Annotated in this window: 10 protein-coding genes; 1 reads left to right on the forward strand and 9 read right to left on the reverse strand. The window is 71.1% G+C overall.

Features of this window, described 5'->3' with window-relative positions; genetic code table 11:
• Window positions 1–139: 139 nt before the first annotated feature.
• Together FB600_RS28690 and FB600_RS28695 are read right to left on the reverse strand one after the other, a co-directional pair.
• Entirely contained in the window at window positions 140–370 is a 231-nt protein-coding gene (locus tag FB600_RS28690) for a hypothetical protein (protein ID WP_013689413.1), read from the reverse strand.
• A gap of 166 nt (window positions 371–536) precedes the next feature.
• Window positions 537–1,436 (reverse strand): hypothetical protein, encoded by a 900-nt coding sequence (locus FB600_RS28695; RefSeq protein WP_025101098.1) that lies wholly within the window; start codon window positions 1,434–1,436, stop codon window positions 537–539.
• 78 nt (window positions 1,437–1,514) lie between these two features.
• Between FB600_RS28695 and FB600_RS28700 the strand changes: the two genes are divergently transcribed.
• Window positions 1,515–1,856: an ArsR family transcriptional regulator gene (locus FB600_RS28700; protein WP_025101097.1), complete on the forward strand. Its 342-nt coding sequence runs from the start codon at window positions 1,515–1,517 to the stop codon at window positions 1,854–1,856.
• 167 nt (window positions 1,857–2,023) lie between these two features.
• Here the strand turns inward: FB600_RS28700 and FB600_RS28705 are convergent, their stop codons facing one another.
• The 7 genes from FB600_RS28705 to ptsP all read right to left on the reverse strand — a co-directional run bounded on the left by FB600_RS28705 (window position 2,024) and on the right by ptsP (window position 12,515).
• Complete coding sequence (locus FB600_RS28705; RefSeq protein WP_145757727.1) at window positions 2,024–2,503, reverse strand: nuclear transport factor 2 family protein; 480 nt, start codon at window positions 2,501–2,503, stop codon at window positions 2,024–2,026.
• 71 nt (window positions 2,504–2,574) lie between these two features.
• Window positions 2,575–3,297, reverse strand: a complete 723-nt coding sequence (locus tag FB600_RS28710; RefSeq protein ID WP_145757726.1) for a hypothetical protein — start codon at window positions 3,295–3,297, stop codon at window positions 2,575–2,577.
• Between the two features lie 100 nt (window positions 3,298–3,397).
• Window positions 3,398–5,044 (reverse strand): family 20 glycosylhydrolase, encoded by a 1,647-nt coding sequence (locus FB600_RS28715; protein ID WP_145757725.1) that lies wholly within the window; start codon window positions 5,042–5,044, stop codon window positions 3,398–3,400.
• A 426-nt stretch (window positions 5,045–5,470) separates the two neighbouring features.
• On the reverse strand, window positions 5,471–6,892 hold the full coding sequence (locus FB600_RS28720) for an MFS transporter (protein ID WP_145757724.1): 1,422 nt from the start codon (window positions 6,890–6,892) through the stop codon (window positions 5,471–5,473).
• 174 nt (window positions 6,893–7,066) lie between these two features.
• Complete coding sequence (locus tag FB600_RS28725) at window positions 7,067–8,887, reverse strand: PTS fructose-like transporter subunit IIB (protein WP_145757723.1); 1,821 nt, start codon at window positions 8,885–8,887, stop codon at window positions 7,067–7,069.
• A complete protein-coding gene (gene pfkB, locus FB600_RS28730; protein WP_096752541.1) occupies window positions 8,875–9,942 on the reverse strand; it encodes a 1-phosphofructokinase in 1,068 nt (355 codons plus the stop codon). Before pfkB ends, FB600_RS28725 begins: the two co-directional genes overlap by 13 nt.
• Entirely contained in the window at window positions 9,939–12,515 is a 2,577-nt protein-coding gene (ptsP, locus tag FB600_RS28735) for a phosphoenolpyruvate--protein phosphotransferase (RefSeq protein WP_145757722.1), read from the reverse strand. The genes pfkB and ptsP overlap by 4 nt, the downstream gene beginning before the upstream one ends.
• Window positions 12,516–12,561 lie beyond the last annotated feature (46 nt).

Consider the following 12,561-nt stretch of genomic DNA (forward strand, 5'->3'; position numbering starts at 1 on the left):
CGCGCCTGGACTGTCATAAATGGTCACGGGATACGCCGCCGGCCGCCACGGCACGAGCAGCGCAAAAACCGGGCCCAGACGCCCGGTTGCGCGATGGCACGGCAAGGCGCGGGCCTTCGCCCACGCTGCGCCCTGCCGATCAGTAATGCCGGGTGCCGCGCACGTTGACGGCCGTATCGAACAACTCCTGCGCGCGGGCCAGCTCGTCCAGCGCGTGGTCGAGCCGCGATTGCGCGGCCGCGTATTCGGCGCTTCGCGCGCCCTCCTCCTGATCGCCGCGCACCGCGCGGAAAGCGAGATCGACGTTGCGCGTCGCCTCGACGTAACGCTGGGCGGCAAGCGCCTCGCGCGAATGAGCACCATGAGCCATCAACCGTCCTCCTCGGGCTCGCCCGTCGGCAAGCCAGCGGCGGGCGTTCAGGGAGGAACGCCCGCGGGCATCAATCCCGCTCGCCGCGCCGCGCCCGAAGGCTGCGGCAGCGGAAGCGACTTCCGGACCGGTCCGTCATTCGATCGCGCGGCCAGGCCGCTCGACGCTAGAGCAGCAGCTTGCCCTGGCCGTGGCCAGGCGTGCCGAATGCGGGCTCCGGATCGGGCGCGGGAAGCTCGAACAGGTCGCGCGTGATACCGCGCGCATGTTCGGCCGGCGGGCGGGCTCGCAGCCGCTTCACGAAATCCGTGTAGACGGCCGCCGGCTCCACCGCCGGCAAGTCGAACAGGTCGCGCGTGAAGCCGCGCGACTGTGCCTCGGCCGAACGCCCGCGCAGGCGCCCGACCAACTCGACATAGGTTTCGAAATCGCCGTCGCGCGCGGCCTTGTTCACGCGCGCGAGATCGCGTGCCTTGATCACCGAGGGCTCGGCCAGGCGCACCGTGTAGGGCGCGTCGAGCTCGACCGACAGCGCGACCGGATAGCTGCGCGCGCCGGGCTCGGCCGTGCGCGCCACGCAATCGACCACTACCGCCGACTGCGCCGCGCCGAGCGGCTTGCCGGTGACGGCACTGCGCAGGTTCTCGGGCGTCACGCGCAGGCGCGTGCCGACGCCGAGCGGCGCCGCCGAGGCGCAGACCAGCGCGTAGTGCTGCTCGCGACGGCGCCCCGAAGGCAGCGTCGCGCGGCTGGTGATGAAGCTGTAGGGCGGCAATTGGCGCACCTGGCCGCCGGCATCGACCCAGGCGTTCCAGAGCAGCATGCGCCCCGGGTTGACCACCGGCGCGCGGCTCACCACCGGCGTGAACAGCGCGACCAGCGAACCGGCGCGATGCGCGGCGACCTGCACGCTGCTGCCCAGCGACTGTCCGATGCCCCACAGAAACCGCCCGCCGCCGAGCCGACGCTCCCACTCCTTGCGGAGCACGGTGGTCGAGAGATCCTCGCCGAACTCGGCGCCGATCCGGGTCCAGCAAAACGTCGGGGGCAGGTGTTTCAGTGTCATCAACTCTCTCGGGTACCGCGGCCCGATCTTGCGATGGGGCATTTCAATAAGCGCTACTGTATAGTTATAATGCATGACATGGAAGCCCCAGACACCAATTTTTCCGTTCAGGAGCTGCTCGACAAGCTTCGTGGAGATCCGCGCTCATCCAGCGAGATAGCGCGGCTTTGCGGCGTCAGCCAGCCTACCGTGTCGCGGCTTCGCCTGTCCGATGGGCAGCGTCTTCGTCGCAGCGAACCATTCATCAAGCTATGCACTTTCTATGGAATGGAGGCCCCTGCCTCGGGCATGCGCACCGGCAGTTACGACGAGCGCCTGCGTGAGGCGATCGTCGAGGCCTGGGACGGCTCGGACGAGCACGGCCGCGCGCTGATGGTGGTGATCCAGGGGCTGAAGGGGCTCGGCGGCAAGCCGGGATAGGGCAGCGTCACGCGCGGCGCCACGGCTCGCTCGAGCCGAGGAAGGGAAGGAGGAATGCGACGCGGCCAGGCTGGCCGCGTCGGCGCATCGATCGAGGCATGAATCGATTCGATCGATCGCGATGACCGCGTTGCCCCGGCGCCTGGCCGGGAGCACGCGGCCGCAGGTCAGAACATCGTGTTGCCGTTGGCCGATTCGGCCGGCACGTCCTGGATCACGTCCCAGTGCTCGACGATCCTGCCGCCCTGCACGCGGAAGATGTCCACCACGGCCTGGCCGCGATCGGCCGGTCCGTCGGTCGAATGCACATGCAGGAACACCAGGTCGCCGGCGCTGCCGCTGCGCACGATCCTCGCCCTCGATCGAGGGTGCTCCTTGAAATAGCCCGTGAAGAACTCGACGAACGGCGCCTTGCCGTCCGGCACCCCGGGATTGTGCTGCCGATAGTCGGGCGCCACCACGGCGGCGGCATGCTGCACGTCGTGCTGGTTGAAGAAGCGCTCGTAGAAGTCGATCACGAGCCGGCGGTTGCCCTCCTCCTCGGCCAGGTCGCGGGGCGCCGCCGGTTGCGCCGCCACGGCAGCGGTCGAAACCAGCAGGCCGCAGCCGATCAGGGCAGCGGACAGGAAGCGCAAGATACGTCGCATGAGAATCTCCTCGGCAGAAAACCGGAATATATGTGCACCGCGCGCCAGCGGCGAACCGCCCGCCCTCGCGCTCAGCTGCGGCGGCAACGCTGCGCCTGGCTCAGCTCGCGCAGCGTGCCCAGCGCGCGGCCATATTCCGCATCGAACTCGGGGCGCTCGAAAATGGATCGCGGCGGCGTGCCGTCCGCCTGTCGTTGCGGCTTCGCCGCGCTTTCCTCGGGCCGGCTGCCGGCCACGTAGTAGACGTAGCGCGAGGCACCGCCCTTGCAGATCCGCGTGACCGCTTCCACCTTGCGATCGGCGATGAGCTGCTGCATCAGCGCCACCACGCGCGGCCCGCTCGACTTGCGCGTCCTGGCCAGCGCCGCCGCGCTGTGCGGCACGCCCGGCGTCATGCAGGCCAGCAGCGCGACGAGGTCGCGTCGATAGGTTTCGTCGGCACGCGCGCGCCGCCGTTGCCGTACCTGCTCGGCATGGGCGCTCGCCTGCTTCGCGTCGTGCTCGGCGGGCGGCGGCGGCATCAGCTCGGCGCGACGCGAACGCGCCTTGTCGCTGGCGTAGTAGCGGATCCGCGCGTGACGCGCGGAATCGAGCTTGTCGCGCCGCACGACCACCAGGCTCTCGGCGATCAGGCGGCCCAGCAGGATCTTCACGCGCGGCGTGGGCACGCCCAGGCGGCTGGCCAGTTGATGGGCCTCGTAACCGTGCTCGCCGTCGAGCATCACGAGGAGGTCGCGGCCGCTGACGCGGGTCGCGGCGAGTGCGTCGAGCGGCGCGGATGTATTGGCGGTCATGGGTTCGGGCTCGGTGAGGACGAAGGGGATTCGATCCGCCGGAGCGCCTTGCCGCCAGGCGCTCCGGTTTCGGTCTGGCGCCATGCGGCGCGCCGTTGCGCTACCTGGCCGGAATCGGCGAGTCGGAAAAGCGCGTGACGTCGGGCCCGTATTGCAGCGTGGCCACCGCGCGGCGCAGCACGCCGTAGTCGACGGTTTGGCCCTGCGCGTCATGCTCCTGCCCGCGCCAGAACACCTGGCCGGCGGCGGGCACCGCATCCTTGAGCAGGTCGTTCACCTTGCGCTCCCAGGTATAGCTGTCCAGCAGCGCGTTGTCGTTCCACACGGCGATCTGGCCGCCGCTCGGCGCGTTGGCGCCCGTGGCCTGGCTCCATTTGGCGTACAGCGTGTCGCCCTTGATGCCGTCCGGATTGAAGTAGCTCGGGCCGAACGGCACGATGTACCAGTCGCCGTAGGATTCGGTCCACTGGTAGCCCTTGTCGGCCCAGTTGATCGAGGCTTCGCTGCCCCAGTTGATCCAGCGCTGGATGATGAAGGACTTGTCGAGCCGCGGCAGGTAGCTCGCGTCGCCCCACATCTCGACGCGCCTGTGCCTCGACTGCAGGAACCTGCCGAGCTGGTTCAGGTAGTCGACCTGGCTCGCCGTGGTGATGCTGCCCGAGTTGACATTGACCTCGTCGCCGCCGATATGCACGGTCGAGGACCGGAACCAGGGCAGGAATTCGCCGAACACCGACTCCACGTACTGCAGCGTTGCCGGCTTGGTCGGATCGATGGTGCCGCCGGGCGGCGTATCGCCAACATAGGCGATCGCGGGATTGGCCGCGGCGAAGGCGCCGGCATGCCCCGGCGTGTCGAATTCCGGCACGATCCGCACGTGATGGGCGGCGGCGATCGTCTCCAGCTTGTCCCAGTCGTCGCGCGTATAGACCAGGCCATCGGCGGGTACCAGGCCGGCGAATTCCGGTTTGTCGCTCTTCAGGCGGAAGGCGCGCAAACCCCAACTGCCGTCCTTCGCCTTGGCCTGGTCGTTCAGGTGCAGGTGCAGCGTGTTGAGCTTGTACCAGCCCATGAAGCGCAGGTAGGCCGCGAGGAAATCGACGCTCGCGTACTTGCGGCCGACGTCGAACATGATGCTGCGCTCCGCGTAGCGCGGCACGTCCACCGCGAAGCCACGCGCCACCCGCAGATGCGCGCCCGCGGCGGCACCATCCAGCGAGAGCATCTGCAGCAGCGTCTGCGTCGCGTAGAACACGCCCGCCGCGCCCTGGCCACGCAGCACCGCGTGGTCCTCCAGATCGAGGCTGTAGCCTTCCTCGCCGAGCTGGGCGGCGCCCGCGCCGCAAGGCGCGAGGCTCAGCACGATGTCCCCGGCGGCCGGCGTGGCGGCCCGGCCCACGATCGGAAGAACGAGACCGGACACGGTCTTCAGTTGCGCCTGGAACTGCGTGGCGGTATCCGCGAGCGCGGCCGCGTCGGCCGGGTCGACCAGGATCCGGCTGCCGGCATCGAAGCTCAGCGTGCCGTTGCCGCCGGTCCAGTCGCGCATGGTGGGAATCACCATCGGCTTGGCATTGGCGCCGGCCGGCGCCTGCCCCAGCTCGGCCTCGCTGCAGGCCAGCGGGGCCGCCGCTGCCGGCCGGCTCGCGCCGGATGCGGCAAGCGCCGCGCCTTGGCCGCCAAGCGCGACCAGACCGCCGGCCAGCAGCATCGACAGCCAGGATGTCATCGAACGCGGAATACGCATCGGACCTTCCCTCTCTCTCAGGTTCATGGAGGCGACGGCCACGCTTCGAGGTGGCTTCGTTCGCGCGCACTACTTCGCAATGCGAAGCAATTCGAGTGCATTCACAACCAGCGGAAATCGCTTTCCATCGGCATCATGCGAGGTTTGCTTCGACGGAGAAACAGGCTGGATACGACAGCCACGGCCCGCGAATCCTGGCCCGCGAATGGGTCGTACCAGTTTGATACCAGCGTAACGTACACGCTTCGTTTTTCATTGGCAATGAAAAATCAACGGCGCGGCCGGCAAGCGAGGAAGGTCGGCGCCGCCCCGGCGCGCCGCAGGATTCGGCACGCCGGGCGGCGGGCAACGGCATTATGTTTCGGCTCCGGGCCAATGCTCGTGCACCGCCCCCGGATTGATTACCGGGAGCAGGAAGTCCCGCGTTCAGTGCGAGATCTTTTCGAGCGCGATGCCCTTGGTGCGGGGGCCCATCAGGCCAATCGAGGCCATCACGATCAGCATCGCGGCGGAGATGAAGGCGAACACGCCGGCCGTGCCGAAGCCATTGAGCACCGAGGCGATCACGAACGAGGTGAAGATCGCCGAGAAGCGGCTCCACGAATAGACGAAGCCCACCGCGCGCGCGCGGATCGCGGTGGGGAACAGCTCGGCCTGGTAGGCGTGGAAGCTGTAGGACATGATGTTGTTGGCGAGCGTGAGGCCGATGCCGAGCAGCACCAGCACGCCGGCCGTGCCGCTCTGGCTGAACAGCAACCCGCAGACGATCGCCGCGCCCGCCATCGCCACGATCACGCTCTTGCGCTCGAAGCGGTCGCCGATCGCCAGGCCGATCAACGGGCCGATCGGCGCGGCCAGCGCGATCACGCTCGAATACATCAGGCTGGTGGTGATCGTGATGCCCTGCTTGATCAACAACGTCGGCACCCAGTTCGCGAAACCGTAGAAGCCGACGGTCTGGAACACGTTGAAGATCGTCATCATCACGGTGCGCTTGCGATACGGCGCCACCCACATGTCGCGGAAGCTGCCGCGCGCGATCACCGGCTCGCTCGGGCCCGGCGGCGGCAGCGGCCGGCCGTATTCGGCCTCGACCTTGCGCTCCAGCTCGCGCATCACCTGGTCGGCCTCCTCGAGGCGGCCCTGCTGGGCGAGCCAGCGCGGGCTTTCCGGCAGCGCGCGGCGGATCCACCAGACGAAGATCGCGGCATGCGCGCCGATCAGCACCACCCAGCGCCAGCCGTCCAGGCCGAGCGGCGCATGCGGCACCAGCAGGTAGGCGAGGAAGGCCACCACCGGCACCGCGCAGAAGCCGACCGCCTGCTCGCAGGCGAAGGCGCGGCCGCGGATCTCCTTGGGCACCAGCTCGGAGATGTAGGTGCCGATCGTCACCATCTCCACGCCGAGCCCGAGGCCGACCACGAAGCGCCAGAAGTTCAGGCCCGCGGCGCTGTCCTGGAAGGCCATCACGATGTTGGCGGCGGTGTACCAGAGCAGCGACCAGGTGAACACGGCGCGCCGCCCGAAGCGGTCGGCCAGGAAGCCGCAGGAGATGGTGCCGATGAACAGGCCCGCGAACAGCGCGGCAATGAAGCTCGCCACCCCGGTGGTACCGAACAGGCCATGCGTGGAGGCAGACAGGATGCCGCTCTTCACCAGGCCCGGCGCGACGTAGCCGCTGTAGAGCAGGTCGTAGAGCTCGAAGAAGAAACCGAGGCTCAGCAGCGCGACCAGCTTCCAGACGGTGCGCGTGGGCGGCAGGCGGTCGAGGCGCGCCGCGATCGCGCCGGCGTCGATGGGCGCCGCGGCGGTGAAGACGGTGGATGAGGGTCGATCGGTGGAAGCCATGGCGCGTGTCTCCGGTGCGGTCTTGTCGTCGTGACCGGCTCGCCTCGATGCGGCGGCGGCCGGTCCGTCGCGCATTGTACCGGCTGGCCGAGCGGCCCGAGCGTGACCCGTGCGCCGAACGCGCCGAACGCGCTGAACGCGGCAGGCGCGTCGCGCCCTGCCGCGCCGGATCGCTCAAGCGGCCTTCGCCGGCGCGGGCCGCTTCAGCAGGCCGATCAGCAGCGCCGTCACCACGGTGCCGGCCACGATCGCCAGCGTGTAGGTGCCCAGGTGCGTGACCGCGTTCGGGATCGGCAGCACGAAGATGCCGCCGTGCGGCACCTTCAACTCGACGCCGGCCGCCATCGAGATCGCGCCGGTGATCGCCGAGCCGACGATGCACGACGGGATCACCCGCATCGGGTCGCGCGCCGCGAACGGAATCGCGCCCTCGGTGATGAAGGCGATGCCGAGCACGGCAGCCGCGTTGCCGGCCTCGCGCTCCTCGACGCCGAAGCGCGAGCGGAACAGCCAGGTGGCCAGCGCGATGCCCAGCGGCGGCGTCATGCCGGCCGCCATGGTGGCCGCCATCGGCGTATAGACCTGGCTCGCGATCAGCCCGGCGCTGAAGGCATAGGCGGCCTTGTTGACGGGGCCGCCCATGTCCACCGCCATCATCCCGCCGAGGATCGCGCCGAGCACCACCGCGCTGCCCGACTGCATCGAGCGCAGCCAGCCTTCCAGCGCATGCAGGGCGGCCGCCACCGGCGTGCCCACCACGTAGAGCATCAGCAGGCCGACGATCAGCGTCGACAGCAGCGGGATGATCAGCACCGGCTTCAGCCCTTCCAGGTTGCGGTGCAGCCGCAGGTGGCGATTGATCAGCAGTGCCGCGTAACCGGCCAGGAAGCCCGACACGATGCCGCCGAGGAAACCGGCGCCGAGGCTCGCGGCCAGCATCCCGCCGACCATGCCGGGCGCGATGCCGGGCCGGTCCGCGATCGAGTAGGCGATATAGCCCGACAGCGCCGGCACGATCAGCGCGAAGGCCGATTTCGCGCCGATCTGGAACAGCGACCAGGCCAGCGTGCCCTTGTGCGCGTCGTCGAAGGCGTAGATGCCGCCCAGCGCGAAGGACAGCGCGATCAGCAAACCGCCCGCCACCACGAAGGGCAGCATGAAGGACACACCCGTCATCAGGTGACGATAGGCGCCGGGCGCCTTCGCGTTGCGGGCCTGCTTGGCCGCCGCTGCCTGGTCGGCCAGCGAGGCGCCGGCCGCGGACGCGGCGCCCGGCGCGGCAGCGTCACGGCTCGCCTCGGCGATGGCGCGTTCGAGCAGCGCGGCGCCGCCGCCAATCGCGCCCTTCGTGCCGGTCTCGTAGAGCCGCTTGCCGGCGAAGCGCGATTTGTCGACCTGCGTGTCGGCGGCGATCACCACCAGGTCGGCCTCGGCGATCTGCGCCTCGCTGAGCCGGTTCTGCGCGCCCACCGAGCCCTGCGTCTCGACGTGGATCGCGTGGCCGAGCTGGCGCGCGCCCTGCGCGAGTCCCTCGGCCGCCATGAAGGTGTGGGCGATGCCGGTCGGGCAGGAGGTGATCGCGACGATCTTCAGCGCACGCGCCGGCGCGGCCGTGTTCGCGGCAGGCTGCGTCGAGGCGCCGGTTGCCGGCGCCGGCGTCGACGGCACCGCGCCGTCCGCATCGGCCGCCGCGCGCGCGATCCGCGCCACCAGCTCGTCGGCCTCGCGGATCGCGCGCTCGATCGAGACGCGATGGATCGCCTTGCCGGCGAATCGCGCCTCGTCGATGCCGGCCGTGTCGTCGGCGGCGATCAGCACCGCATGCGCCGCGCCGATCTGCTCGGCCGTCAGCGGCGAGCCGATGCCCAGCGCGCTGCGCGTCTCGATCTCGAGCGTGCCGCCCAGGCGCCGCGCCGCGCGCAGCAGGGCCTGCGCCGCCATTGCCGGCGCGGCGCTGCGCTCCGGCGCCGCCACCAGTCCAATCAGTCTTTCCATGATGTCTCCGCTGCCGCGCCGCTCGCGCGGGGTCGCGCGGCGCCGTCGGCCGCGATCGTGAAGGTGTCGAGTTCGACGCGCGCCGCATGCGCGTCGAGCGTTGCGTGATCCGGCAGATGCGGGCCGACGCGCGCCAGCTTGGCCGCCGCGAAGGCGCTCGCGCGGCGCCCGGCCTCGGCCCAGGCTCGGCCCTCGGCCAGGCTCGCCACCAGCCCGGCGACGAAGGCGTCGCCCGCCCCCACCGTGCTGGCCACCGGCACCTGCAAGGGCGCCGCGTGAAAACCGTCGAGTTCGGCCGAGCCGGTCGTGCAGAGGCCGAATGCGCCCTGCTCGCCGAGCGAGACGGCGACATGGCGCACGCCGCGCGCCACCAGCTCGCGCGCCGCGTCGAGCAGCGCCTCGCGGCTGTCGAGCGGCCGGCCCAGCGCCGCCGCCAATTCCTCGCGATTGGGCTTGACCAGGTCGGGCAGCTCGAGCGGATCGCCCGAGCCCAGCACCGCGGCCAGCGGCGCGCCGCTGGTATCGAGCGCGACGCGCGCGCCCGCCGCGTGCAGCGAGCGCGTGGCGCGGCGATAGAAGTCCGTGTCGACGCCGGGCGGCAGGCTGCCGGCCAGCACGAACCAGCGCCCCGGCGCCGCCAGCGAGGCGAGCCGCGCCTCCAGCGCCGCCAGATCCTGCGCCGTGGCGCGCGCGGTGGCGAGATTGATATCGGTGGTCTGGCCGCGCGCTGGATCGACCAGCTTGACGTTGGTGCGCGTGCGCCCGGCGATGCGCACGAAACGATCGTCGATGCGCTTGTCGGCGAACATGGTCTCGAAGGCCTCGCTGCCCTCGCGGCCGAGCAGGCCCGTGACGATCGTGGCGATGCCGTAGTCGGCCAGGCAGCCGGCGACGTTGACGCCCTTGCCACCCGCGTTGATCTCGAGCGATTCGGCCTGGTTGACGGCGCCCAGCGCGAGGCCGGCCACGCGCACGGTCTGGTCCAGCGCGGGATTCGGCGTGACGGTCACCACCACGCGCGCGGCGTTTGTCGCCGATCGGATCGTGATGCTCATGCGGCAGCCTCGTCCCGGGTCTCGCCGGCCGGGCCGCCTTCGCTGACTTCGCCGCCGTCGAGCGCGCGCACGGCGTCGACATCGGCGGCATCGAGCGCGCGGCGCGCCAGCGCGCGCAGCGCATCGAGCCGCGAGGCGCGCAGCCGCGTCTTGACGGCCGGGATATCGCGCACGCTCATCGACAGCTCGTCGACGCCCAGCCCCGCCAGGATCGCCGCGCCCAGCGGCTCGCCGGCCAGCCCGCCGCACACGCCGACCCACTTGCGATGCCGGCGCGCGCCGTCCACCGTCTGCGCGATCATGCGCAGCACGGCCGGATGCAGGCTCTGGGCCATCCGCGCCAGCTCGGGATGCTCGCGATCGATGGCCAGCACGTATTGCGTGAGGTCGTTGGTGCCGATCGAGAAGAAGTCGACGAGCTCGGCGAAATGGTCGGCCAGCGCCGCCGCCGAGGGCGTCTCCACCATGATGCCGAGCGGCACCCTGGGCGCGTCGAGCCCGGCGCGCACCGTCTCGGCCAGCGCGATCGCCTGGCGCGCCTCGTCGAGCGTGGACACCATCGGGAACATGATCCACAGCGGCCCGTGCATGGCGGCGCGATAGAGCGCGCGCAACTGCGGCACGAACAGGTCGGGCCGGCGCAGGCACAGCCGCAGCCCGCGCACGCCGAGGAAGGGGTTCGATTCGTGCGGCAGATTCAGGTAGGGCACCTGCTTGTCGCCGCCGATGTCGAGCGTGCGGATGATCAGGTGCCGCCCGCCGCTGGCTTCCACCATCTGCCGGTAGCAGGCGTATTGCTCCTCCTCGTCGGGCGCGTCGTGGCGCTCCAGGAACAGGAACTCCGTGCGCATCAGGCCGACGCCGTCGGCGCCGTTCTCGATCGCCGCCTTCACCTGCGCCGGACGCGTGATGTTCGCGCCGATCTCCAGCACATGGCCGTCGAGCGTGGCGGCCGGCAGCGCGCGATTGGCGGCCGCGCGGTGCTGCGCCTCGACGAAGCGGCGCTGCGCCTCGGCCGCGCGCTCGCGATCGGCCACCGACACGCCGGCATAGAGCCGCCCCGCGTTGCCGTCGAGCACCACGTGCTCGCCGTCGCGCAGCGCCAGCAGCGCGCCACCGCAGGCCACGGCCGCCGGCACGCCCATCGTGCGCGCCAGGATCGCCGTGTGCGAGGTCGGGCCGCCGGCCACGGTGCAGAAGCCGAGCGTGACGGCCGGGTCGAGCTGGGCCGTGTCGGAAGGCGTGAGGTCCTCGGCGATCAGGATCGCCGGCGCGCCCTGCCCGGCGCCGTCGCCCGACACATCGGCCGAACCCGCGACGTCGGCATCGCCGAGATGGCCGAGCACGCGGCGCGCGACATCGCGCAGGTCGGCGGCGCGCGCCGCCAGCAGCGGATCGGGCAGCGCCGCCAGCTTCGCCGCCTGCTGCTCGGTGGCGCGATGCCAGGACCAGGCCAGCCCGTGCCCGTCGACCACCAGCCGCGCCGTCTCGTCGAGCAGCGCCGCGTCGTCGAGCAATTCGCGCTGCGCCGCGAAGATCGCGCCCTCGGCCTCGCCGAGCCGCGCACCGGTCTCGCGCGCCAGGGCCTCGAGTTCGCGGGCGGTGCTCGCCAGCGCCGCCTCGAGGCGAGTGGCGGCGTCGAGCGGGTCGTCGGCGCGGTCCTCGATCTGGAGCGTGCGCGAGCGCATCAGGCGCACCGGCCCGGCCACGAAACCGGGCCCGGCGCCGACGCCCTCGATCACCGTGGCCGGATCGCGCGGCGTCCACAGTGCCGGCTGCGCCTGCTGGCGGCGCAGCGTCGCCGCGTCGGCGCGCGCGTGCTCCTCGGCCGACAGGGCCTCGATGGTTCGCTTCAGCGCGGCCAGCGCCTCGGCCGCGTCGACGCCCTGCGCCGACAGCACCAACTCCGCATTCGCGGTGGCGCCCAGTTGCAGCAGGCTGACGAGGTTCTTCGGATCGGCGGCGCTATTGCCATGACGCACGCGCAACGCGGCCTGGAAGCGTTTCGCGCTGGCCACCCAGGCGCTGGCGGGGCGAGCATGCAGGCCATGCGGATAGTCGAGCACCAGCTCGACGCGCTCGGCGTAGTCGGCCGGCGTGGCATGGACGATCGCGGCCGAGCCGGCGGCGGGCGCCGCGCCGGCATCGCCGTCGAGCACGTTCACGATCGCCAGCGGATCGCGCGTCGCGAGCAGTTGCGCCAGGCGTGCCGGATCGCCGATCAGGCGCGTCAACCGCTGCAGCAGCACGATGTGCTGGTCCGATTGCGCGGCGATCGCGACCACCAGGCGGGCGCGCTCGCCGTCGCGCCACTCGACGCCATCGGGCAGTTGCAGCACGGCCACGCCGGTGCGGCGGATCAGGTGACGGTCCTCCTGCAGGCCATGCGGGATCGCCACGCCATGGCCGAGATAGGTGTTCGACACCTGCTCGCGGCCGTGCAGGCTGGCCACGTAGGCCGGCTCGATCACGCCGGCCTCGACCAGCAGCGCGCCGGCCTGGTCGATCGCATCGTGGCGGGAGGCGGCCCGGGCGGCGAGCCGGACCTGCCCCGCGGTAAGCAAGGACGACATCGCGTCTCCTGACGATTCGTTGGAATGGGCGTATTGGAATCGATAC

Origin of the sequence: Burkholderia sp. SJZ089, assembly GCF_007828315.1 — a bacterium.
Taxonomy (GTDB): Bacteria; Pseudomonadota; Gammaproteobacteria; order Burkholderiales; family Burkholderiaceae; genus Burkholderia; species Burkholderia gladioli.